Below are 24,935 nucleotides of genomic sequence, written 5' to 3'. Positions count from 1 at the left end.
GTCTGTTAGGTTAAAAATCTATTATAAATCAACTTGTACACCGGCAAGGAAGCTCCTTGTTTTTGGATAAAAATTATTGCTGTCTACCCCTATAAACTGGCCGCTCGACTGGTTATCAATATTTAGGTTCAACTCAGGATCCACGCCTTTGTATTTGGTGATGATAAATAAATTGGTACCGGTAACATACAACCTGATACCATGTACATAATTGCCCGGAACATTTATTTTGTATGACAGCGTAGCATTGCTTAACCTGATAAAGGCACCGCTTTCGAGATAACGTGTTGAATATAAATTTGCGTTAACATCATTACCAGGTTCGCTTAGGGTTAATGTTGGCACGCCATGCGCCGAAGCCTGGGTAGGCTGGTTAAAGCTTGCCAATGATGCGTTCATGATCTTGTTACCGCCCTGGCCTCGGAAAAAGAAATTAAGGCTAAAGTTTTTGTAAGTGAAATCATTGCCAAAACCAAACGTGTAAGTTGGCTGCGCATTACCGGCATAAGTTTGATCGGTACTTTGAGGGGTTGTTGTTGGCTGGCCATTTGCACCCATGAAAGTAGATACGCCATTGGTGCGGCCAAGATACTTCAAAGTGTAAAACTCGCCGAGCGGATAACCGGCCTCGATAATAGATACCTGTATACCGCTTTGTCCGGGACCTTCAGGATCACCTGCATAGATTTTTGAAAGGTTTGGTGCTAATGCGGTAATCTTGTTTTTATTAAATGAAATGTTTCCGTAGCTGCTCCAGGTAAAATCCTTTGTTTTTACCGGTGTTCCGTTAAGAGAAATCTCCACACCCTTGTTGGTCATACTGCCTACGTTTTCAACCGTAGTACCAACAAAGTTATTGATCAGCGATACCGGCACCGCGGTGATCATGTTACTTGTTTTTTTATTGTAGATATCAAAAGAGCCGCTTAATCGTCCTTTAAATAAGGAAAAATCAAAACCACCGTTTAACGTTGCGGTATTTTCCCATTGTAAATTTGGATTTGGGTTTTGAGTAACGCCTACAGCACCAATATATGAGCCATTGTAATAAAAGCTGCCGGTAGTGCCATAAAGCGTTAAAGGCGTATAAGGCGAGAAGCCTAATGAGTTACCTGTTTTACCATAGCCTACCCGCAATTTCAAATCGTCAAACAAGGTTTGAGATTTCATAAAGCCCTCGTCAATTATACGCCATGCAGCCGAAGCAGCGGGGAAATAGCCCCAGCGTTTGTTAGTACCAAAGGCGTTTGAACCGTCACGACGTAAGGATGCCTGTAAAAGATATTTACCTGCATAGCTGTAATTAAGGCGCGAGTAAAAAGATATTAAGCGTAAAGTTACATCGTTAACATTGCCATAGTCAACACGGTAGTTACCGGTAGGCGTACCTAAACCAAGGTTATTTGAACCTGTAGCATCTGATACAAAACCCTGGTTGGTTGATTGAAAGCCATTGCCAGTTTCGGTTTGATCTATCGAATAACCAACTAAAGCTTTAAAATCGTGTTTATCGTTCCATTTATGAGCATAGGTCAAATAGTTTTCAAACAATTTTTTGTTGTCCTCATAAGTTGAACGGATAGCTTTACCGCCCAAACCAGGCGCAAGCTCTGATGCCGAATTGTAGTAAGTATTATTATCAGTATTTGTTTCCTGGTAAGCTAAGTTAAAATTATAAAGCAAGCCTGCAGGCAGTATCAACTCACCGCGTACATTGCCCAGCAATAAGTTAACTTTTTGTTTGTAGCTATCGTTAGTGATAAGCCCTACCGGGTTATAACCCAATTTTAAAGTAGGATCGTTGTAAAAAGTACCATCAGGGTTATAAATGGTGCGTGTTGGCAAATACTGAACTATCGACTTAAACAGGCCCGGGCTTTGTCCGTTTGCCGATGACAGCGGAATATCGTTAACTAACAAATTGGCATTGGTTACCGAATTGCTTAATGAAAAGTCCAGTTTCAGTTTATCATTCAGTGCTTTTTGAGTGATGTTAAGCCTGCCTATAACACGCTTCATATCACTGCTTTTAACAATACCCTGATTTTGCAGGTAGTTGATACTTCCGTTATAGGTAGTCTTGTCGGTACCGCCGCCGAAAGAGAGGTTATGGTTTTGAGAGAATCCGGTGCTGCGTTCAACGGCTTTTTGCCAGTCGGTATTTCCGCCATTATCATTTGCCGGCGTAAAGCTTTGTCCGTTAGCTTTTACATAAGCCCTTAACTGGTCGGCACTGGCTACCTTAAACTGGTTAGATATTTTCTCGAATGATCCATATCCGTTATAGGTTAATCTTAACTGCCCGGCTTTAGCTTTTTTAGTAGTAACGATGATTACACCGTTAGTAGCCCTGCTACCGTAAATTGCTGCTGCCGAAGCATCTTTCAACACATCTATCGAAGCAATATCAGATGGTGCCAGCAAATTAAAATCGGCACCCGGTACACCATCAATTACATAAAAAGGTACAGATGCTGCCCCCGCTCTTAATGACGACGGGCCACGCAATGTTACAGAAGCCTTACCGTTAGGGTTGCCGTCGTTGGTGATGTTTAAGCCTGCTACCTTACCTTCCAATAAGTCGGCAGGGGTTGCTACTACACCGGCGTTAAACTGTTCGGCCTTTACCGTTGCGATAGCGCTGGTTAGTTCCTTTTTACTGGTAGTACCATAGCCAACTACTACAACAGTAGATAATGAATTAGCCGATGGCAGCAATGTAACTTTTAAAGATGTTTGTTTACCTACGGCTATTTTTTGGGTTTCAAAGCCTATGTAAGAAAATACCAGCACAGCTTTTTCATTAGCAACCTGCACCCTGAATTTACCATCTATATCGGTTACCGCACCTGTCGAAAGGCCTTCTATTTTAACAGAAACACCTATTAAAGGCTGTCCTTTATCATCTACAACAGATCCAGTAACAATAACAGGCGGAGGAAGCTCAATCTTTTTTTCTACCGGAGGTTTTGGTGCGGGCTTAACCAATAAACTTCCCTCAACTTCCGTATAGGTAAATTGGTTATCTAATAAAACTTTTTTCAAAACAGCCTGCAGCTTTTCGTTACGGGCTGTGAGGGTAACTTTCACATCGCTTTCAATGTTATTCCCTGTATACATGATCCGTACGCCGGTATTTGCCGAAATCCGTTCCAATGCGTCAGAAAGCGGAGTGTTTTTTAATTTAAGGGTGACTGGCTTTTCCAGTACACTTTGTCCGTATGAATTATCAGCCATGGCAATGGTTGACAGGGAACAGACTACTAATAAAATGATGGCATTAATTTTCATAACAAATGTTATGGCTCGAAAGACTCTTTCGGGTATGTTTATTTTCATATTTTTGCTATATTAAAGTGTTATAGGTCAAGCTGGAACGTGCTGCGGTTGTGAGAGGCCCTGTGCATGATCCATTAAAAAATCTTTACATTTTATTCCTCCAAAACTGGCCCGGCCATTTTGGAGGATCATTTCTCTTTTTCCTGGGTTCAACTCATAGCAATTTCATTTTTAGGTTGTCAAACAATTTATTTGCAGTTATATAATTGGTATATCAGGCACATTAATTACAGCCTTTGCCTTTTAAAGTATAAGCATTGCCATCTTTTTTAAAATGGGCATTAATAAGGGCTTCAGTCAGCTTTAATACTTTTTCTAATGGCATATTATTAAAGTCGGCGTATAATGTGCAGTTCAGTAAATTTTTATCAGCCCTGATCTCTACGTTATATTTTCGCTGAACATCAGCCAAAACATCAAACAGCGGTGTGTTATGGTATTGCAGCTTGCCTTGCTGCCAGCTAATCACTGACGAAGCATCATCAATTTTTTCGGTAAGCAGTGTCTGGCTGGTTTTGTTATACACCATTTGCATATTTGATGTAAGCAATACAGCCTGATGTTTTGAGGCTATTGGTATAACCCCTACTTTTCCGCTTACCACTGTTATCTTAACCGATTTATCTTCCGTATAAGCTTTAACATTAAAGCTGGTACCTAAAACGGTAGTTTTAATTTTACCCGAATGGATGATAAACGGCTTGCTGCTATCGTGGGCTACTTTAAAAAAAGCCTCACCTGTAAGTGTAACCTCCCTCGTTTTCTCTTTAAACTTATCCGGGTACTTTAAACGACTGCCGGCGTTAAGGCAAATAGTTGTACCATCGGGCAAAGTGATCAGTTTGATTTCGCCATTCAGTGCTACCGTTTCCTGGTAGTGAACCGGATTCAGCCAATTGTCCAACTGCTTTCTGAATATATAACCTGCACAAAAAAAGGCTGTTACAGATGCAGCTACTGCAACTTTTAACAGCAACCTCCCAAGGGGGAATATTTTGCGTGGAGGAGGCTTTATTATACGCTGATGGATATTGTTAAGTATTTGGTCAGATGCCTCATTACTCAGGGTTATCTTTTTTTCCAAAGCATCTTTACTAAAACCTTCAAGCGCCACAAGGTATAATTCTGAAACATCTCCCTGCAGGTATTCGGCAAGCCAGCGCCTGTCTTCAGGAGTTAAACTCTCGGTATTATAAAGCCTTTCTAAGCGTTTGACTATAGTTTCCACAAGCTGTTTTTATATAAATACGCCGGGAGCTTTAAAACGGGGGGATGGGTTTATGCTTTTTTTTAAAAAAATAAAATTTTGTTTTGGGTTGGTGTTTTTGCTTGTGGTCGGTATTATAACCATAGCACTTTGCTTAAGGAAAAAGCGCTGGATTGTGCGATTCCCCTCCTGAGGGCGGAGGGGGTGTGTTTCTGCGCGGATAATCTTATAGCAGACACACACCTGCTACCACTTGTTCCTCCGCGCCCCCTTTCAAGAGCAGGGCTGTTGCATTCTAATTCAATATGCTTTAAAAATCGCACGGTCGAGCGTCCACGCTCGAGTGTTGGCTTTTTTTGAGCGTCCACGCTCACGTAACAATATCAGAAAAGTAAGCGTGGACGCTTACTTGAGCAATAATTCAAGCGAAAGACGCTTGAACTTGCAGCTATATATTAGAATGCAACAGCCCTACTCCCGAGAGGGGAATTTCTAAAACACACCAACCAAAAACAATGCATGGACTACATAAAACAACAAAAGCGATAAATGTGCATTTATCGCTTAAAAAGTATCTGAAAGTAAATAGTCTGTTATTGATTCATCCCTATCCAGTAACAAACCAGCGTAACCCCTGCAGTTTTCCACTCGGCCTGATGCTCCTTTATATGATTTTTAACAGCCACAACTGCATGGCCAAGGTACTCTTTAACGGTATGCTTAGATAAGTTTAATTTTTCGGCGGCCTCTTCGTAGGTTTTTCCTTCCAACTTGCACAAAGTAAATACCTTTTTTCGCTGTGGCGAGAGTTGATTGATAGCCTGTTGTAATAAATAATATTGCTCATCTACTAACTGTACATCGCCGCTCCCGGCCTCCATCTCAGAAAAAGGCATGGTATTAACAACAGCGGTTTCGCGTACTTTTTTGCGGAGATAGGAGATGGATTTGTTAAAGCTTAACACAAACAGCCAACCGCTTACAGACTGATCCGGGTTAATATCGGCGCGTTTTTCCCATAAGGCAACAAATACATCCTGCAAAATATCCCGGGCTGTATCATCATCTTTGGTGAGTTTAAACACGTTACGATAAATGGCCTGATGATATTCATGATAAAGCATATCAAATGCACCGATGTCATCATCGTGTAAGCGAAACACTAAATCTTTATCTCCATTTGAGTTCATAAAAGCCTGGTAATTATTTATTCATGGATCAATATACAGGAATTATTGTTAAAAACACAACTATTTTTATACCAACAGAAACAACCATGGCTGCACCATTGATAATTTTATTTCAGTAATTGGTTAAGGAGGCTTATGCCTTTTTTAAAGTTCGACCCGGGCTATATTTTTTTACAGCCCGGGCTAAACAGGTAATTGGGATGACCAATATATACGGGCTAAATTATCGCCCTTTAAATTACAATTTAACTGTTGCGGGCAGGTATTTGGCAATCAAATCCTCATAATAAGGCTTTAATTCGGATACTACCGGCGGTTTCGGGCTTTTGGAGTACAAATCGTACGGATTAAATTTATCAACCCATTTAAACATCTCCTGATCGTGGGCGTTGAGCAAATGATCGTACGCCTTTTCGCGGTGCTGCGAATAAAAAGAGTGATAACGGATCATATACAGCGCTTCTTCAGGCAGGTAATCTTTGGTAATGTGGTACAGGTACTCATCATGCCCCCATGACATATGCACATTTTCGAGCCCGCATTGGTGGGTATAAACACCATACTTGGTATTGTAGCGCTCATCGTAGCTATCAGGATTTGCGGCAAAAAATTCCGGGTAAACTATCTTATCCGAAAACTTGCAGCCTACCGGGAACGTGTCGCCCACTACATTCCATTGCGGTTCGCCGAAAAGGCAAAGCACTTTACCTAAATCATGTATAAAACCAGTTAATACAAACCAGTCCGGATGGCCATCGGCGCGGATAGCCTCAGATGTTTGCAGTAAATGCTGCAGCTGATCAAGCGAAATATCCGGGTCTGATTCATCAACCAGCGTGTTCAGGTATTCCATTGCCGACCACCATGGCATTTCTTTTTTATCAAACTGTAAAAAGTTTGCCTTTTTGGCCAATACGTTGCCATAGGTTTGATAAGTATGGTTAAGCCTGTAAAACTCCCGCACCGGGTTATTTTCATCGTCGTTATAAACCCTAAACTCCTCTTTGGCTTTCTCGGTTCCCGGCTCGGGGTACCTGTTTAATACATCATCTTCCCATACATCAAGACTCGGCAATGGTGATATCTCTTTTTCAGTTAACTTTTCCATATCGTAAACCTTTATTAAATAATAAGCACTTTATATTGAAACCCAATACCAGGAAATAACAGTTAAGTATTGAGCTTATATTTAAAATTGGAACTGCACTTAAGCGTACCGTCTTAGTTTTATAATGATTAAATTTTGATAAAAAAAACGGAGCTTTTGTATTAAATGCGATATTTATTTACGTAAACGATTAAGTTATTTTAAAGCTAAAAGCCTAATATACAAGACTGAAGCTCATTAAATTGTTTTAGCAGGATTGATTCTTTATGTGAAATAAAGCTACCTCTTAAGGATCTTATTTTTACTTATTCCGGGAATCTGAATGCCTTTAACCGAAAATTTAGTCACACCATCAAACACAAGCACCGGCAGCGATTTAACCTGCGGTATTTTAAGGCCATTAATGGTTAACCCATCAACATCATGAAACACACCAGCCGCTCTGAAATCCTTCCCCGGGCAGCTAAGGGTTACATTTTTAAACGTTACACCTTCGGCATGGCGTGTGTAAAAGCCCCAGGCAGGTAGTTCGCCAAACATGGAAAATTCGGGATAGTCACGTGGATTTTCGGGAATCTTTGTTAACGAATCAAGGCTGACATTGGCTACAGCTTTGCTGGCATCGCCATGATATACTATCTTAATGTTTTCGAGCACTACATTTTTAACAGGATGCCCCGGCAAACCGGTAATTGACGAAGGAAATATATTATGGTTTCCTTTAACTAAAGGCCCTTCCATCGGGTAGCCTTTATCGGGTTTGCCTTTAGGTACATCTACCGTTACATTGCTGATATGGATGCCGTTAATGCTGCTCACTACAGCATCTTTATTACGGTGACCGAGGCGAATAAAAATGGCATTGCCCGTATTTACTGCGTTAATGTTGCTGATATCAATATCTTCCATCACCCCGCCATCAACACACTCCAGCGCAATGGCCGACCGGTAGGTATCGTAAATTTTCACGTCCTTTATGGTGATCTTTTTAAAACCGCCCCTTGAGGCCGTTCCAAATTTGATGCCGCTTGCGCTTGACCTGGTGGTACAGTTTGCCACATAAATATTTTCGCAGCTGCTGTTCCTGTCGCTTGATTTTAAGCAGATGCCATCATCATCGGCGTTAAAAAAACTGTTGGTAAGCTTTACGTTTTGGCAATCAACCAAATCAATACCATCGTTATTCCAATACGTATTGCTTTCTACTTTAATACTGTCAATTACCAGGTCGCGGCATTTGGTATAATCCTGTACCCACACCAGGCCATTTTTCATGGTTACACCTTTTATCAGCACATCTGTACAATTTGAAAAATGGATCAATTTGGGCCGGTTGGGTTCCTCGGGCTGAGTTTGCCCCCAGGGGTTTTGCTTTTGCCATAACGAATCCCTTAATTTACCCGCTTTCAGCATAGCAAAAACGTCTTTCAGCAACTCTTCGCCGTTTCCGTCAATTGTTCCTTTGCCTGTTATGGCAATATGCTGCAAATTATTGGCGGCTATTAATGGAGCTGCATGACCCTCGCCGTAATCAATTCTTTTTGCGCTACCCAGCAATACAGCGTTTTCGGCAAGGTTCAGGGTAACATTTGATTTTAGGCTGATACAAGCCGTCAAAAATTTACCGGCAGGCACGTATACTGTACCGCCCCCCTGTGCGCTTGCATTATCAATAGCCTTTTGAATACTGATTGTGTTATTGGTAACACCATCGGCTTTGGCGCCATAATCGGTAATGTTAAATACTTTTTGCTGAGCATAACCGGCAAACGGCGTTATAAGCAACGTTAAAAAATGAAGGATTTTCATTATTAGTTATTATTAAAAGAAAAATTCAAGCAGGTTTATCGCTTATTGAAGCTTACGAACAATAAAGCGTTTAATTGTACATTAAACACCTAAACTATTAAACTTTCAACTTAATTGGCGGCGGCGGTAAACTTTTATTTACGTAAACGTTTACATAGGGCCAATAACAATGATAATAACCGTTATTGAAATTGAGGTTATTGCAACACGTTAATTTCTAATCTAAAATTATACTCACCTCCAATTTATAGCTAAATGATTTCCTGTTAAACTTAATGAGACTAAAATAAAATCTTATGAAGGAGCATTGAACAGAGAGTTGTTAGACAGGCAAGTGCTGCCGTTAAACACCCGTTTTTCAAAAAGCATCTGGCTTATACCAATACAGGCAAAAGGTTTTCTTGCTTATACGGTGCTTAAAAACAACAAATGGAAGATAAATCATACTAAATAAGCCATAAGCACTACACAACTGTTTTTTTGTCTGATGTTTCTTTTATTTCATCGCCTGTTTTTCCCTGTCTGTCTCTTTTGCTAAATGTAATTGAAGTATTTCCTTATTTCGGGTAGGCTAAATACCGAGATAAGATTTATTTAAATATGAAATATAGACTTAACCTCCAGGGTGGTTTTACGTAACCTTTTATGAATAATATTAATAGGAATACATTTCTCAGAGCTGTAGATCAGGTTATTACTCCTGTTATCATAGATGATGAAAGGGTGGATATCAGCAGACTTTATTTTAACAGCGCTTTTTATAACGAGGTTGGGTATAATATAGATGACATCCCCAATCGTGCAATATGGTGGCGAACAGTATATCCTGACCCGGCTTACCGGGAGGAAATACAGGCGGCCTGGAACAGCAAAAAAACAACAGCAAAAGCAAACGGCGATCAGCACTTTAGCTTAGCTGCAAGGATATATTGTGCTGATAATTCATATAAATGGTATGAGTTTCATAGCGTTGCTGTAGGGGCAATAAAAATGATCACGTTGCTTAATATCAGCCGAATAAAAGAGAAAAACGATAAACTGGTTAATGCAATACAGCAAAAAACGCTGTTACTTTCTGTACTTACGCATGAAATTCAATCGCCATTGGGTAACATTAAAGCAATTCTGGATAGTTATCAAATGGATTATCTCAACAAAAACAGGATCTGCGAAATTGCTTCGGCATTAACTGATCAGTTGAGTCATCTGTTAAACATAGTAGCTCCCGCCCGGTTACGTATGGAAAGCCAAAGAGAAGTATTCACATTTAAACCTGAAGAAATTAAACTGAAGGATTTTTTAAACAATTGCAGGCACATATTTAACAGGATATTAAACGACCTGCAAATCAATCTGGTTTTTGAAATTCCGGAGCCCGGCATCATCTGTTACGACCAGTTTGCCCTTGACATAATTTTTAGAAATGTAATTGATCATGCTATAATACACACACCTAAAAACGGTGTAATTAAGATTTCATTAAGATATTATGAAAAGCATTCCAGTTTGATCATAGCGAATCCAGTAAACAGAATGACCGCAGAACCAATGGATGCCATGGAGTACCAAAATCATCATCAAAGTGCAGGCCAGGACATTACATACGGTTTCGGCCTTGGACTTATTAGCGCAAAAGAAATTTTAGAACAATATAGAGGTAAACTGACTGTATCAAACTCACCGGTAACAGGCGCCTCTTGCGAGATAATGATATACAATTAGTTGAACTGTTTGGCAATTGAACAGAATGACATTAAGCAAAAAGGAAAACCAGGACTAAAATTCACAGGATAACTAAAAGCGTCAATGATAAAATAGTCGATGACGCGCTGTGGGGCATTCCCCCCCCAAAAAAAATTTACAATTAATCTTTTTGCATTTGATACACAGCCTGAAAAGGCATTATTTGAATTTATGAGTTACAATGATAAGCCCTTTATGCACTGCAGAAGGTGTTCACAACCCTTCCATTATAAAATGCCACGAAATTGGTTTGGGCGCAATCTATTATTTTTCCTTCCGATTAAAAGATATTTCTGCGCCAAATGCCTCAAATCCCGTTACCGTATTTTAACGTCGGCACAAGAGCGAAATTTCAGAGTATAACTTTATTACTGTTTGCTTTTGCAACAATAAAACATTTACTTAAACCTTCTATCCTTGGAAAAGATCACTACTGCAAACAGTTTCTTTAAAATTGCGAATATTATGATTACGCCCGTTATAATCATTAATAATTCGGCACCGGAGAATCAAAATTTATACTGCAACGGTGCGTTTGTTGCCGGGATAGGTTATACAAACGATGAACTTCACGATCTGCAGGATTGGTTTCAGAAAGCATACCCAGATCCCGACTATCAAAATGAGATCATGAACTGCCGCGATAAAAGACGGAATATTGCAGCAAAGTATGGCCGATCATTCTTTCATCTGGAAACTAAAGTTTGTTGCGCAGATGGATCCTATTATTGGTACGATATCTATGAAACTCAAATAGATCATTTAACTGTATTCACTTTTTTAAATATAGACGAACTGGAACGACAAAATAATAAGCTGGGCAAAACTGTTCAGCAAAAAAATCTACTGCTTTCAATGGTAAAACATGATGTGCGGAACCCGCTATCTCACATAAAAATGTTGCTGGATAGCCTATCCAATCAACACACCGATATAGAAAGAGAACAATTTGAAAGAATAATTTATGACCTGGGCCGACATGTTGACTATGCCACGCACCTGCTTAATACAGTACTGCATCGCACTGAAATTGAAAGGGGCACGTTTACCTTTCAACCGGTTTTGATTGATCTGAAACCCTTTTTAATAACGTATTACCAAAATTTAAAACCTCGCCTTGCTCAAAAAAATATCCGGTTGTATTTTAAACCGGATTTTCCTAAACTTATATTTTATGATCGTTTTATATTAGAGACAGCGTTTGTAAACATTATAAACTATATTATCGGGGCAGGAAAGCATGACGGAGACATTGTTATTTCGGGCGTTGAAGGAAATTATTTTTCAAGTTTGATCATCACCGACGAACGATTACCGACCCTTGGAAACAGGAAACTGCAAACTTATAGTAACACAAACCCATTCCCCGCCGGGTATGACGGCTTAATCAATGCCGAAAAAATGCTCGCAGAACATAGCGGCAAATTATTAACTCACAAGAAACGCTACGGCGCCATCGCCTGGGAAATTAGAATAAATAAATACAATGTTTTATAAAAATGAATTGAGTTCCGGTAATATTAAAAGCATTTCGCGGAAAATATTGCTTGCGTTTATAACACTGATTATAGCCCTTGCCGTTGTTGCCCTGTTTGTAAATGGTTCTGTTTCCAATCGGTTAAACGAATTATCCAGGCTAACCCTGAACCTTGAATATGATCAGGCTAAATCGCAAAGAGCATTACTGTTGCTTCACGAAGCCGAAGATGATTTTCAGGCTTCGCTTTTAACATCCGATGGTTTAAAAAACGATGCGTACAAGGCTAAGCTTGCGCAATCGTTCACCCTTATCGACAGCTTGCTTAAAGATAATATAGATACAGCAAAGCTAACAGAGTCACAACGGACAAAAGTCAGAAACCTATATGTAAAGAAATTAAAGCTCTCTGCTAATTTGTATGTATTGAAGCATAGTTTTGATTCTCTTTTAACAGCCTCATCAGGTGTAAATCCGGTTAACGATGATAATGTATACACCACTACATCCAGAAGGAAAGGCAAAAAGCTTAAAACCAGCGATACAATAAAAACCGATGGACAAGTAAATAAAAAAGGCTTTTTTGCAAGGATAAAGGATGCAATTGCCAATAAAAATTCTAACGCTGGCATTGCTAATGTAACAGTAATAAACTCCAACAGAACCGCCAAAATAATAGACTCGGTAAACAGGCGGATATCCAGCCGTGAAAAGGATATATATAGTAAAAAGCTTCAGCAGTTACAGCAACGAAACTCTAAGTTATTTACCACTCAAAAGCAAATGATTGTGCTTAATATGCACATTAACAGCGAGCTGGAAAGAATTATCACTGAAATAAACAATATTAATACAAGCCTGGTAAACGAACTTAAAGAAAACGCGCTTAAGAGTTATCGCGAAACCACGTCATTATTTAATAAATTTTATCTTGCATCACTCTTCTTCGTGTTGGTATTTGCCGCGCTGCTCATTATGTTTATTGTTAACCTCAACAGGGCAGAAACCTATTTAGTTCATGAGAATGAACGGTCTGTTGGTATGGCTCAGCAAAAGATGAACCTTTTATTGCAGATGAGCCATGAGGTGCGTAATCCGCTTACTGCCATCAATGGTTTTTTATATATTTTCAGCCGCTCAAATCTCTCAGCAAAGCAAATAGAGATGCTTAATTCCATCAGGCTTTCATCTGATATGTTGCTGCACACCCTAAATGATACGCTTGATGCCGCTAAAATGGAAACAAGCGAATTTAAGATCATTTCTGAACCCTTTAATCCTGATCTTGTGTTGAATGAATTAGTTGAAAACATGGAGTTTAGCGCCACCAAAAAGAACTTGACTTTAAATTACAGTTTTGAAGGTGATAAGGCAGCTATGATACTCGGCGACAGCTTCAGGCTTAAACAGATCATGATCAATTTACTAAGTAATGCTATAAAATACACCCAGGTTGGGAGCGTCAGCATCAATGCAAATCTCACGGAGGTAAACAACACCGTCAGGCTGCAGGTAAGTATTAAAGATTCGGGCCCGGGTATTAGTATAGAGCAGCAAGGGCGGCTTTTTTCAAAATATTACCAAACAAACGCTGCAAAAGGACAAACCGGTACCGGCCTGGGCCTTTATATCTGCAAACAACTTGTAGAATTGCAGGAAGGAGAGATAAACGTAGAAAGTAAGGAAAATACCGGAAGTACTTTCAGCTTCTTTATACCTTACAAAAAGATTGCGGCCGAACCGACAGAAAACGCCGGTGATAATTTAACATCGAAATTAAATGGCTTGAATATATTAGCCGTTGATCAAAATGAACTTAGCTTAACATTTCTTAAAATGCTCACAAGCAAATGGAATATTAATTTCTATCAGGCGTTAGATGTGAAAGCCGCTTTAAAAGTACTGGATGAACAAACAATAAATATAGTATTGGTTGATTTGGCCTCATCCGAAACAGAAGCAGTGAAACTTGCGGTTAGTTTAAAGGAATCAAAATCGTTGTTAAATAAACCACCTGTTATTGCCATCTGCTCGGATGAGTTAACCACTGCGTATGAACAAAAGTTGAAACAAAATTTTACAAGTGCTATTGAGAAACCTTTTACAGAGGCTGAACTCCTCAAAAAAGTTGTCTCGGCAATTGAAATAAATGGATAGGATTTCTGATAGCAGAAATTAATATGGGCGTAGTATAAAACGCGTATTTTTGATTTCTTTTCAATATATAGTTATATTTGACATCGCCAACACCATCGCAAATTAACAGGATTTTTTGCCGTTTAATTGCCTGATAGTGCCTTTCGTCAGAAACATGTTTATCTGTTCCCGACAGAAGATTGGCGTTTATTTTGCCGCCCCATTATTGTTTAAAAGTTTACCGATGTCAATAAATTGTATCATTGTAGACGACGACGAATTTGCAATTACTCACCTGAGAGTATTGATAAGCCAGATTCCATTTTTAAATTTAATTACCTACTACCAGTCAGCAGCCCAGGCGCTTTCAGCAATGGAAACGCAGGATATCCAGCTTATATTTATGGATATCGACATGCCCGAAATGAGCGGGATGGAGTTTGCAAGGATGCTGCAGGCTACCCATGGCGCCAATGCGCCACGTATAATTTTTATTAGCGGTTATGAAAGGTTCGCATTAGAAGGGTATAAAGTAAATGCACTTGACTACCTGCTTAAACCGGTTGTATATGAAGAGTTTCTAAAATCGGCCTATAAAGCAAAAACATATTTTACAGAAAAAGAGAAACCTGCCGCCCATGCAGAAAATTACCTGCCAAATGAGTTTATATTCCTAAAAGTGGAGTACGAAATGGTGCGGATTTATTTGAAAGACATATTGTATGTAGAAGGCTTTAAAGATTACGTAAAAGTTTATTTAACCGGCGATTTAGGGTACGTAAAAGCACTTGCTACCATGAAGGCTGTAGAGGAAAAGCTACCTGCCAATGGTTTTATAAGGGTGCACCGTTCGTTTATCATTTCTATTGATAAGATAGATTCGCTTACCAAAAACACCATTAAAATACGCAAAATCACTATTCCAATAACAGAACAGTTTAAGGAAGAGTTTAGGAAATTTGCACATCAATGGTTATAAACATTCCCATCGTTATATAGTCCTGATTGTACCTTACTATTGGTCTGATGTAATAACTATTCCGTCTGCCGTAATAACCAGTCTGTCGAAACTTTTTTTTTGCTGTTTTAACATATTTTTCTTTGCTGACGGATTGATCTTATTAATAGATCAGCTATGTTACTATCAGCGTAAATATGAGGACTAAGGAACCAGAATTAAAGGATAATTTCAATAAAACAATGATCGCCATTTTGGCTCATGATCTCCGGCAGCCCTTTGCCACGCTTGTTATGACGGCAGATATGATAAAGCACACCAATAAAGCGTTATCGGAGGGCGAAATTCACTTATTGTTTGAAGATCTCCGCAACACTGCTTCCAAAAGTATGGACCTGCTCAATGGCTTACTTTATTGGGCAAAATCAGCCAGCAAGGATTTTGTAATTAAAACAGAACCATTATTACTTCATGACCTTATTCATGAAGCCAACGCCTTATATCTATACGATCAGCTTAATAAGCATATTATATTGTACAATATAGTTCCGGAGCGCCAGTTGATCTGTGCGCATAAAGAAATGATCCAGTTCATCAACAGGAATATATTGAGCAATGCAACCAAATACTCTCCCGAAGGAGGTATAATTGGGGTAACATGCAGCGAAGATGAGAATTGGGTCACAGTAGCTTTTACCGATCAGGGTAACGGCATGTCTGCCTCCCAAATCCTGGAATTATTTCATTTAAACGATACCGATCCTGCCGCAAGCGGGCTTTTAAAAGGGGCGGGAATGGCAATGAACATTTGCCATGACATGATAACGCAAATGAATGGAAGGATATGGGCCGAATCGACAATTGGTGAGGGAACTACTTTTTACTATGCATTGCCTAAAACATCAGCTATGGCCATTGCTGTTGCCTGAAATAATTAAAGTCATCTCCTGTTATTAGCTTTCTGTCGGTCGAAATCGGCCTTCTATCGAACCGATTAACCGGGCATCTGCAATTTAATTTTATTTGTACCTATAATCCCTGAAGTACTATCACGATCATAAACTGTTACAAATGAAACCAAATTTACAATCAAAGTTTTTTGCCGAATTTCTGGGTACAATGGTACTTGTATTAATGGGTTGTGGCAGCGCGGTTATTGCGGGGGCCAACGGCACAACCGGGGTTGGTTTATTGGGAATAGCATTTGCCTTTGGCCTGTCGGTTGTGGCCATGGCTTATGCTATTGGCCATATATCGGGTTGCCATATTAACCCGGCAATTACCATAGGTATGGTTGTAGCCGGCCGAATGACAGGTAAGGAGGCAGTTTCATATATTATAGCCCAGGTTCTAGGCGCGATTGCCGGGGCAGCCGTTTTGTTGCTCATCGCGTCCGGTAAGCAAGATTACAACGTTATAACTAACGGACTGGGGCAAAATGGCTATGGTGAAGCATCGCCTGCTCATTACAGTTTAATGGCAGGCTTTGTAGCCGAAACTATATTTACTTTTATATTTCTGCTGGTGATATTTGGTGCTACTTCTACCAAAAACATACATGGAGGATTTGCAGGCTTATCAATAGGTTTAAGTCTGGTTCTTATTCATATTGTAGGCATACCGGTAACTGGTGTATCTGTAAACCCAGCCAGGAGTATTGGACCAGCCCTGTTTACCGGCGGGCCGGCAATATCTCAGCTTTGGTTGTTTATCTTGGCTCCTGTTTTAGGCAGTATTTTGAGCGCGGTAACCTGGCGTTACATTCTTGAAAAAGAATAGCCATTTATACTTCAGTATCAACTATTTAACTATACTTCATACTTCAATGGTGAGATAAAATATAGTTAAACAGTTAAGAGTTCAAACAAAAACGCAATAATATATTAATTATCAACACATCCCCATTTAAGAATTAGTCAGGTAGCCCGGTCTGGGCGCAACCTGGCGGCTGGCTACTATTTCCCAATAGTTAGTGATGATTTGCGCCAGTATAGTCAATAAGCCGTTGTTTAAATATTTATGCTATTTCCGGTATTTAGATATTTGTTAGGAACCGGCTCAAGAAAAGAAAAGTAGAAGTTTTAAACTTTCCAAAATAGTCTATATTTGCCAAACAATCTGCTTCCGTAGTTCAATGGATAGAATTATGGTTTCCGGTACCATCGATATGAGTTCGAATCTCGTCGGGAGCACAAAAAGCCTTTGAAAGAAGGCTTTTTTTATTTAAAACCATATTTGAAGTTCCCTGAAACCGAAATGGCAACGATGCCCGAAGGTTGAAATTTTGATTTCATACCTCAGTTGACAGAGCGTAATACTTTTAATGTTGAGACCATGAGTTCGAATCCCGGCGGAACTCCTTAAATAAAAAGGCTAACACACATCGCATTAGCCTTTTTATTTAAACAACCATGAAGCTCAATTCGTGATGTTAATTTGGTATTTATCTTTTTACGTTGATCGGTGTACCATCCTTTAGTTCATCAGTAGCATTGGTAACCAGTATATCATTTGTTTGCAGCTTACCATAAACCTCAAGGCTGTCGGCAGTTTCTCTTCCTTTCTGCACGTCAACCCACTGTGCTTTGTTGTTAATAACCTTTATTACAAATACGCGCTGTGAGTTTTGTGTCACCGCACTTTGGGGTACGATAAAGGTTTTTTGTGCATTGCTAAGTTCAAGGCTTACCTGGGCAAACATGCCGGGCAACAACTGCCTGTCATTGTTAACAATATCCATCTGCATCTGCTCTGTTCTGAGCGTTTGATCCATACTGCCGGATTTCCGGTTCACTACGGCTGCAAATTGCTTGCCTGGTAATGTCTTTACCGAAAAATGAACAGTATCCTTATCGGAGAAGTAAGCTGTTGCCGCCTCCGGTACATCTACAACCAGGCGTAATTTGGTTTGTTGCTGAAGGGTGAGCATCGGTTTATTGGAACTCTTGTCCGATGGGGTAACGTAAGCTCCCGCATACACATTACGTGAGCTGATCACGCCATCAAACGGGGCCCTAACTTCAAGGTAGTCCTTTAAATCGCCAGCCAGTTGGTAGGCCGATCTGGCCGCAAGCAGTGAAGCGCTGTCGGCGCTCATTTTGGCATGCGCCAGTTCCAGGTCGTTGGGCGATATGGTTCCCGGGGTCCGGCTCGTTCTGTAAAGCCGGTCATAGGTAGCTTTACTACCGCGATAAATTGCTTCTTTGGTGTGAAGATCTTCTTGCGATTGCTTAAGCGCGGCAATCATTTCCGGAGCTTCAAGCGTAATGAGCAACTGGCCCTTATGCACCTGGCTGCCGATATCTACGGTCATCGTTTTGATAAACCCGTTTACCTTAGCATAAAGGTCAACAGCCTGATAAGGTTGAAGCACACCTGGAATGCTCATGCTGGTATGCAAATCGCCTTCCCGTAGCCTGATAACCGGGGTGGTTTGCATGGATTGAACGGGTTGTTTATTTTGATTACTTCCGCATGAGGCAAGCAGGCTACCGGCCAGCATGCACAGGATATATTGATATGATTTCATGATTTCTTTTTTTATGAGTTTTTAGGATCAAAGTATACACTTAGCTTGTCGTCAGGATCGAGCGAAACACTATTGGTGGTAGACTTTCGCTGCACCAGGTAAAAGATTACCGGCAAAATGAACAGGGAAACAAATGTTGAGGCAATTAACCCGCCTATAACAGCCCTGCCCAAAGGCGCTGTTTGTCCGCCGGCTTCACCCAGTCCGGTTGCCATTGGGATCATCCCTGCAATCATCGCGATAGTGGTCATCAGGATTGGCCTGAGCCTTAATTCCATCGCCTCTATAGCTGATTCCATGGCGTCTTTACCGCTTTTCCTGATTTCTTCTGCATTAGAAATTAACAGGATGGCATTGGAAACCGAAACACCGACAGACATGATAATACCCATATACGATTGAAGATTAAGACTTGACCCAGTCGCCAGCAAGATGAGCAGGGAGCCTACCAATACGCCCGGTATCGCTGTAATTACAGTAAAACCTAAGCGGAACGACTGGTAATTTGCAGACAGCATCAGCAGTAAAACGATAATAGTAATTAACAGGCCAGATTGCAGACTGGCGAGCGTTTGATCAAGCAGGACAGTTAATCCCCTTACCTCTACCGAAATTCCGCGCGGCGGGGTGTTGCTGTTTTTCAGGATCTTATTTACAGCTGCCGAGGCGGAGCCGAGGTCTTTATTATAAATATTAGCTATAATTGATAAGTAGCGTGTAGCCCCTTTACGATCGTATTCGCCCACTATTGGCTGCATGTTAAAGGTGCAAACATCGCCAAGTACAGGTCTTGCGCTATTTTTGAATATCGGAACTTCGGCAAGATCATCAAGGCTGCCCATATCGGGTTGCGGTATTTCAACCTGCACATTATAGGAATTGGCATTGGTTTGATCAAGCCATAAAATCTTATCAGTAAAGCGGCTGGACGATGTGGCCTGGGTAATACAATTACTAACCTGTGTCATGGTAAGGCCCATCTGCATTACTTTGTCGCGGTCAATATTGATATGGATTGCGGGGCTTTTCAGCTGTTCTTTCAGTTGAACATCCCGTAAAAAAGGAACCTGTTTCAACTGCGCTATCAGGGTATCTGCATACTGCTGCCCCTGGGCTATATTTTTGCCAATTACAGCTATCTCGACAGGGGTTGATGAACCCTGGCTCATGATCTTGCTGGTTAAATCAATCGGCTCGAATGATAGTGTAACATCCGGCATGGCTTTATGAAGTGCCTTCCTCAGGTTTTCCTTAACATCCTGGATGTTTGCCTTGTAATTGTCGCTCAGGTTAACCTGCATGACAATCTCATTGGAAGAGCTCATAAACAAAATGACCGGCAGAGTTGGAAACGAAGAAGGGTGCTGCCCTGCAAAAGCAGATATGATATCAACATTGTTTTTGCCCACAGTTTGATATAATACCTGCTGGGCCTCAAGCATAGTTTTTTCGGTTTGTTCAAGCCTGGTTCCCTGTGGTGCCCTGATGCGCACCTGGAATTGCCCGCTGTTTAGTTTAGGCAGGATATCCTTGCCTATTATGGATACGCTGAAACCAACTATGACGAAAGAAATGGCCACATAAAGCGCGACACTTGCTCGGCTACGGTTCATCATCCATTTTACCATTTGCACACAAGCTGCCTTAAACCGGTCAAACCGGTTTGGTTTATCCGCCGCTTTGGGCTTTTCTTCATGATGTTCCGGAACTTTAAGCACCCAGTTAGCCAACACCGGCACAAGGGTTTGCGATAAAAGAAATGCCGCTATCATGGAAAATCCTACAGCTAACGAGAGTGGCAGGAACATACCCTGCGGTACGCCGGTCATGAAAAAGGCAGGCACAAAAACTGCCAGGATACTGAGCAGGATCAGGAGCTTTGGCAGTGCTATCTCTTCGCAGGCGTCAGCTACCGCGCGGGCCTTTTTCTTGCCCATTTCCATATGCCTGTGAATATTTTCAATCGTTACGGTCGACTCATCTACCAGGATACCGATAGCAAGCGCAAGGCCACTCAGGGTCATGATGTTCAGCGTTTGCCCAAACAACTTCAATACCAGTGTGCCTATAATTACAGAAAGCGGGATATTCACCACTACAATAAAAGCGCTTCTCTTATCGCGCAAAAACAGCAATACCATTAATCCTGCCAGGATGGCCCCTGTAACACCTTCACTGATAAGACTTTTTACCGCGTTGATCACATAAACGGACTCATCAAACTCAAACTTTAACGAAACATCCGGCGGCAAAAGGCTTTGCATGTTTGGAATTGCCTTTTTCAGATCCTGAACTACCGACCAGGTGGAGGCGCTGGAAGCTTTGATTACTGGGATGTAAATTGCCCTTTTACCATTAATATAAGCAAAGCCGGTAGTAATATCAGCTCCATCTACTACCCTTGCCACATCTTTGAGATAGATGGTTGCTCCATTCTGATAAAGCAGCGGGATTTTTTCAAAGTCTTTAACCTTGTTCAATACGGTATTGGAAGGTGTTAGGTAAGATGTATGCCCGATGCTGACGGTTCCTGCCGGCGAGACATGGTTGTTATCCTTTATCGCCGCGGTGATCTGGTCGGCAGTTACGCCATGGCTCCGCATCAGGTCTGGATCAACATTAATAACAACAGTTCTGGCATTACCGCCAATAGGTGGCGGCGAGGTTAAACCGGCTATTTTAGAAAAATTGGGCCTGACATATAAACTGGCCAAATCCTGCAGTTCGTTATTACTGCGTTTCGAGCTGCTGATAGTCAACTGCCCCACAGGTAACGTAGAGGCATCAAAGCGAATAATGATTGGCGGTGGTGTGCCCGGTGGCATTTCGGCGAAAGCCCTGTTGGTAAGCGAGGTAACTTCTGCCGCTGCCTGCGCCATATTTGTACCATCATAAAAACTCAGCTTGAGCAGGCTTAAGCCTTCTATGTTATTGGTTTCTATTGATTTGATACCGCTTACATATAAGTATAAGTTTTGATAATTGGTGGAAACAAAGCCCTCCATTTGCTGAGGCGACATACCACCGTAAGGTTGCGAAACGTATATGGTAGGCAGGTTAATGTTCGGAAAAATATCAATATTGATTTTTGTGGCGGCAATAATCCCCGCCAGTACTACGCCAATCACAACGACAATCACCGTTATTGGCTTCCTTAATGAAGATTGAATGAGATTCATGATCGTTGTGTTTAATATTGGTTTGTGAACAGGTCTAAATTCCCCGATGATCCGGCCATGTAAAGCAATGCCTGCCATACCGCGTTACCGGCGATATCTTTATTTGTCTCTGCCCGGTTCAAATCATACAGCGTTTGTGTTACATCAACTATAGTGGCAAGGCCATTGCTATATAAGGTCTTTTTTTGTTCATAAGCGTCACTGGCCGCTTTTAGTAAAATGGGGGCTTCCCGGTATTTTTGCAGGGCGTTGGCCAATTGCTTATTGCCTTCTTCCAGCTGATTGGTGAGGCTGGTTTCCTGGTAATGATACTCGTTGGTTAGTCCGTCGGCATAGTAACGCTGGCTCTTGAGCCTGGAACTCACCCTGCCTATATTTGACAGGTTCCAGGAAACGCCTACTCCAATGAGATAGTTGCCACGTAAGGGTGCAATACCATTAAAGTAACCTTGATTATAACTGCCGGGATCAGCTGGATTATAACCGGTTCCGAAGCCGGAGCCCCTATCTTGCAACGTACCAAAAAATGAAACCTTAGGCAGGCTGGTTTTGGAGAGGTAAGCCGCATCGAGCTCGCTGCTTTTTACCCGCTCTGCCAGGAACCTCAATTGAGGGTGATTGGAGATATCATAAACAGGGCGTTGCGGCAAATGCGCGGGTAGCTGATTAATATATAAGCTATCTAACAAAAAGTCCTGTTTGGTTATGCCTAATTGTATGGCCAGGTTGGCAGCCTGTTTCTGTTCAAAAGCAATCGCGTCTGTTAAGGCATTCTTAGCCTGCGATAGTTGCGCATTGGCTATAGAACTATCTACCCCTGCGTTTAAACCGTTAGCTGTACGTGTGAGGATCACATCCCTCAGCGCCGAAACCCTGGAGAGGTTTACCTCTTCAGAATAATGGAGACGTTGTGCATCAAGTAAATTCAGATAAGCTGATGCTGCTCTTACTTGTTGCTGAAACTTTTCCTGTTCAAGGTCGGCTTCATCCCGGTCATAAATTCCTTTAGCGTCGGCCACATGAGCTTTTTGTAAACCAAATGAGAAAATATTCCAGTTGATTTCTGAAGAATAGAGTGCGGCAAAAGCGGCGTTCCAGTTTTGAGAAGCGGAAACCGGACCTGACGTAGTGGAGATCAACCCGTTAATACCTGAAGGAAGCCCGTTGAGGCCATTAATTGTGCCGTAGCCCTGTTGCGCGGAAAGAATGAAATCCGGTGATCCATCGCGCCTGGCTGCGGTGATGTTTTCTTTGGAAGCATTGGCATAATTAGCCTTTGCTTTTAACAATTCCTGCCGTGAGAGTGTTAATTGCAGGGCTTCTTTCATACTCAGGACATTACTATTGTTTTCCTGAGCCGCTGCAGGCAGCGCTCTCAATCCCAGGTATAACGTTACCATGAGGCCGAAAACCCAAAACTTTATGTTCGTTTTCATATAAAAAAATTAAAATATGCGTGTTACAGGCCCGAAAAGGCCCATTAATAGCTATTAGATAGCACGGCAAAACCGGCCCTATCAATGACAATCAGCATGAAGCCGACTGCTCGGATATTTTAATTGAAAGATGGAGGCCCTCTGAGGTATAAAAGAGGAATGGGATCAACAGGAAGAAAAACTTCCCGGAAAGGGGGAAGCGCTATGAAGATGATTAGAACAAGAATACCAAAGGTGACAAGGCTTATTTCGGCAGGAAGTGCGAAATGCCTGAATTGCTGGGTATACGACTGTAGCTTACAATGAATAATGCCGGCCCGGACATGGATACCTTTTGAATGACTGGCCTCGGTTGAGACATTCTTGTTGAAAAAAACGGCATAACGCACAAGCACCCTCCCCTGCAACCCTATGAAGATCAGGGCAATGAGCAATAGTTTCAATATGTTATGCAGTAGCTTTTTCATTGCAGGTTGTAAAGCTTAATTATGAACGGGTTATTTAACTATTTCCTTTCCTGGCCGATACCGGGGCATTTTCTTATCCCGCATACTTTTTAATCTCGTCGCGAAAACTAATAAGCCCATGATCGTATTTTTATTGATATAAAGATAGAATGCCCGTTAAGAGGTTTCAGTTGGTATTCGTTAAACGGGCAAAAACAGTCGTTGAAAGTGGTTTGAGAACTAATGGGAGCAGCAGTTCATCCGAAAAAGCTCGTAATGCTGATTCATCAATTGACGATTTGCCCTGTTAACTTGTCACGGGAATATCTGGAATACAAAATCTGTGTTCAAATAGCAATAAAGACGCTTTTTTAACATCGTTCAAATAAAAACAAACAAGGGGTAATCCATGGTTTCCGGTACCATTGATATGAGTTCGAATCTCGTCGGGAGCACTAAAGGGATTTACAAATTGTAAGTCCCTTTTTGTTTAATTATTCGACTCCGCATATCTCTTCCTAAAGGCCGTGGGATTCTCCCCCTTATACTTTTTAAAGATCCGGTTCAGATGGCTCTCATCAGTAAAACCAAACTCATAGGCAATTTCGCTCATGCGCTTATCGGTGTATTGCAGGCGGGTTTCTATCAGCTTGAGTTTATAGCTGGTAATATATTGCTGTAAGCTTTCACCCGTGGTTTTCTTAAAGTATTCGCTGATATAGTTGGGCGAAAAGTTAAATGATGAGGCCATACACTCGGCCTTCAGGCGTTCTGGCTGATAAATATATTCGTGGATGTAATTAAGCAGCGGCAGCGTGGTGGTTGATGGCTGTTTAATAATATTGGCGTGCTGCTGCAGCGTGATATTACGGGCAGCAATAGTGATAATGGTATTCATTAATTGTTCCACCACCTCGTTGTGCTGAGGAAACTCATTTGATGTTTCGCGCTGCAAAGCCTCTATCATAGCCCTTACCAATGGCTTATCGGTAACTGTTTTAAGGATACAACCCGGCAAATGGTTATGGTTATGAAAAATGTATTCCATTTTTTTAACCCACTTTTCGCTTTGTGTTTTCAGATAGCTATCAGTAAAGCGGATAAAGTAAAACCGCGTAAGCTCATGCACTTCAAAACCATGCTGATCTTCAGGAAAAATCAGAAAGAACTTATCCGAAGCATAGGGCAATTCATGCCCGTTAATGATCTGGATGCCCTTGCCTTCCAGCGTAAAAACCATTTCAAAAAAGGTATTGCGGTGCGGCTTGGCTGTGTACTGGTTTGTTTCAAGCAGCTCCAGCTCGTACGGACGGTAAAGGTTTTTGATCTCCATACCTGTAAAGTTACATATGATACCCTGAAATGTACAACGCCAGGG

16 protein-coding genes and 1 tRNA gene are annotated in these 24,935 nt (G+C 41.2%); 7 read left to right on the top strand and 10 right to left on the bottom strand.

What is annotated here, in order from left to right; translation table 11 throughout:
* Positions 1–21: 21 nt before the first annotated feature.
* The 5 genes from ACEN9X_RS18335 to ACEN9X_RS18315 all read right to left on the bottom strand — a co-directional run bounded on the left by ACEN9X_RS18335 (position 22) and on the right by ACEN9X_RS18315 (position 8,653).
* A complete protein-coding gene (locus ACEN9X_RS18335) occupies positions 22–3,291 on the bottom strand; it encodes a SusC/RagA family TonB-linked outer membrane protein (RefSeq protein WP_413666490.1) in 3,270 nt (1,089 codons plus the stop codon).
* Positions 3,292–3,562: 271 nt separating this feature from the next.
* The gene (locus ACEN9X_RS18330) at positions 3,563–4,567 is read right to left on the bottom strand and encodes a FecR family protein (protein WP_413666489.1); all 1,005 of its coding nucleotides are present in this window, start codon (positions 4,565–4,567) and stop codon (positions 3,563–3,565) included.
* Positions 4,568–5,139: 572 nt separating this feature from the next.
* Entirely contained in the window at positions 5,140–5,736 is a 597-nt protein-coding gene (locus ACEN9X_RS18325) for an RNA polymerase sigma factor (protein ID WP_413666488.1), read from the bottom strand.
* Positions 5,737–5,974: 238 nt separating this feature from the next.
* A complete protein-coding gene (locus ACEN9X_RS18320; protein ID WP_413666487.1) occupies positions 5,975–6,844 on the bottom strand; it encodes an inositol oxygenase family protein in 870 nt (289 codons plus the stop codon).
* A 279-nt stretch (positions 6,845–7,123) separates the two neighbouring features.
* Positions 7,124–8,653, bottom strand: coding sequence for a glycoside hydrolase family 28 protein (locus tag ACEN9X_RS18315; protein ID WP_413666486.1), 1,530 nt, complete (start codon positions 8,651–8,653; stop codon positions 7,124–7,126).
* Between the two features lie 645 nt (positions 8,654–9,298).
* Between ACEN9X_RS18315 and ACEN9X_RS18310 the strand changes: the two genes are divergently transcribed.
* The 7 genes from ACEN9X_RS18310 to ACEN9X_RS18280 all read left to right on the top strand — a co-directional run bounded on the left by ACEN9X_RS18310 (position 9,299) and on the right by ACEN9X_RS18280 (position 17,159).
* Positions 9,299–10,375 carry an ATP-binding protein gene (locus ACEN9X_RS18310; protein WP_413666485.1) on the top strand — a complete coding sequence of 359 codons (1,077 nt, stop codon included), beginning with the start codon at positions 9,299–9,301 and terminating at the stop codon, positions 10,373–10,375.
* A 438-nt stretch (positions 10,376–10,813) separates the two neighbouring features.
* The gene (locus ACEN9X_RS18305) at positions 10,814–11,893 is read left to right on the top strand and encodes a histidine kinase dimerization/phospho-acceptor domain-containing protein (protein ID WP_413666484.1); all 1,080 of its coding nucleotides are present in this window, start codon (positions 10,814–10,816) and stop codon (positions 11,891–11,893) included.
* Positions 11,883–14,030, top strand: coding sequence for an ATP-binding protein (locus tag ACEN9X_RS18300; protein WP_413666483.1), 2,148 nt, complete (start codon positions 11,883–11,885; stop codon positions 14,028–14,030). The genes ACEN9X_RS18305 and ACEN9X_RS18300 overlap by 11 nt, the downstream gene beginning before the upstream one ends.
* Positions 14,031–14,253: 223 nt before the next feature.
* Positions 14,254–14,988, top strand: coding sequence for a LytR/AlgR family response regulator transcription factor (locus ACEN9X_RS18295; RefSeq protein ID WP_413666482.1), 735 nt, complete (start codon positions 14,254–14,256; stop codon positions 14,986–14,988).
* 176 nt (positions 14,989–15,164) lie between these two features.
* The gene (locus ACEN9X_RS18290; protein ID WP_413666481.1) at positions 15,165–15,896 is read left to right on the top strand and encodes a sensor histidine kinase; all 732 of its coding nucleotides are present in this window, start codon (positions 15,165–15,167) and stop codon (positions 15,894–15,896) included.
* 142 nt (positions 15,897–16,038) lie between these two features.
* Complete coding sequence (gene aqpZ, locus ACEN9X_RS18285) at positions 16,039–16,746, top strand: aquaporin Z (protein ID WP_413666480.1); 708 nt, start codon at positions 16,039–16,041, stop codon at positions 16,744–16,746.
* Positions 16,747–17,087: 341 nt separating this feature from the next.
* Positions 17,088–17,159, top strand: a tRNA-Arg gene (locus ACEN9X_RS18280).
* Between the two features lie 251 nt (positions 17,160–17,410).
* Here the strand turns inward: ACEN9X_RS18280 and ACEN9X_RS18275 are convergent.
* The 5 genes from ACEN9X_RS18275 to ACEN9X_RS18255 form a co-directional block, all read right to left on the bottom strand.
* Positions 17,411–18,496: an efflux RND transporter periplasmic adaptor subunit gene (locus ACEN9X_RS18275; protein WP_413666479.1), complete on the bottom strand. Its 1,086-nt coding sequence runs from the start codon at positions 18,494–18,496 to the stop codon at positions 17,411–17,413.
* Positions 18,497–18,507: 11 nt separating this feature from the next.
* The gene (locus ACEN9X_RS18270) at positions 18,508–21,675 is read right to left on the bottom strand and encodes an efflux RND transporter permease subunit (RefSeq protein ID WP_413666478.1); all 3,168 of its coding nucleotides are present in this window, start codon (positions 21,673–21,675) and stop codon (positions 18,508–18,510) included.
* A gap of 11 nt (positions 21,676–21,686) precedes the next feature.
* Positions 21,687–23,111 carry a TolC family protein gene (locus tag ACEN9X_RS18265; protein WP_413666477.1) on the bottom strand — a complete coding sequence of 475 codons (1,425 nt, stop codon included), beginning with the start codon at positions 23,109–23,111 and terminating at the stop codon, positions 21,687–21,689.
* A gap of 119 nt (positions 23,112–23,230) precedes the next feature.
* A complete protein-coding gene (locus ACEN9X_RS18260) occupies positions 23,231–23,578 on the bottom strand; it encodes a hypothetical protein (RefSeq protein WP_413666476.1) in 348 nt (115 codons plus the stop codon).
* Between the two features lie 469 nt (positions 23,579–24,047).
* On the bottom strand, positions 24,048–24,890 hold the full coding sequence (locus ACEN9X_RS18255) for a helix-turn-helix domain-containing protein (protein ID WP_413666475.1): 843 nt from the start codon (positions 24,888–24,890) through the stop codon (positions 24,048–24,050).
* Positions 24,891–24,935 lie beyond the last annotated feature (45 nt).

The sequence above is a fragment of the Mucilaginibacter sp. Mucisp86 genome (assembly GCF_047324315.1).
Lineage (GTDB): Bacteria > Bacteroidota > Bacteroidia > Sphingobacteriales > Sphingobacteriaceae > Mucilaginibacter.
The sequence above is the reverse complement of the archived record's forward strand: the minus strand, read 5'-3'. Positions and strand labels throughout refer to the sequence as shown.

Coding starts and splice junctions, on each gene's coding strand:
- ACEN9X_RS18310 (WP_413666485.1), top strand. CDS start 9,299: ATGAATAATATTAATAGGAATACATTTCTCAGAGCTGTAGATCAGGTT.
- ACEN9X_RS18255 (WP_413666475.1), bottom strand. CDS start 24,890: ATGGAGATCAAAAACCTTTACCGTCCGTACGAGCTGGAGCTGCTTGAA.
- ACEN9X_RS18335 (WP_413666490.1), bottom strand. CDS start 3,291: ATGAAAATTAATGCCATCATTTTATTAGTAGTCTGTTCCCTGTCAACC.
- ACEN9X_RS18315 (WP_413666486.1), bottom strand. CDS start 8,653: ATGAAAATCCTTCATTTTTTAACGTTGCTTATAACGCCGTTTGCCGGT.
- ACEN9X_RS18290 (WP_413666481.1), top strand. CDS start 15,165: ATGAGGACTAAGGAACCAGAATTAAAGGATAATTTCAATAAAACAATG.
- ACEN9X_RS18295 (WP_413666482.1), top strand. CDS start 14,254: ATGTCAATAAATTGTATCATTGTAGACGACGACGAATTTGCAATTACT.
- ACEN9X_RS18300 (WP_413666483.1), top strand. CDS start 11,883: ATGTTTTATAAAAATGAATTGAGTTCCGGTAATATTAAAAGCATTTCG.
- ACEN9X_RS18270 (WP_413666478.1), bottom strand. CDS start 21,675: ATGAATCTCATTCAATCTTCATTAAGGAAGCCAATAACGGTGATTGTC.
- ACEN9X_RS18260 (WP_413666476.1), bottom strand. CDS start 23,578: ATGAAAAAGCTACTGCATAACATATTGAAACTATTGCTCATTGCCCTG.
- ACEN9X_RS18325 (WP_413666488.1), bottom strand. CDS start 5,736: ATGAACTCAAATGGAGATAAAGATTTAGTGTTTCGCTTACACGATGAT.
- ACEN9X_RS18275 (WP_413666479.1), bottom strand. CDS start 18,496: ATGAAATCATATCAATATATCCTGTGCATGCTGGCCGGTAGCCTGCTT.
- aqpZ (WP_413666480.1), top strand. CDS start 16,039: ATGAAACCAAATTTACAATCAAAGTTTTTTGCCGAATTTCTGGGTACA.
- ACEN9X_RS18265 (WP_413666477.1), bottom strand. CDS start 23,111: ATGAAAACGAACATAAAGTTTTGGGTTTTCGGCCTCATGGTAACGTTA.
- ACEN9X_RS18320 (WP_413666487.1), bottom strand. CDS start 6,844: ATGGAAAAGTTAACTGAAAAAGAGATATCACCATTGCCGAGTCTTGAT.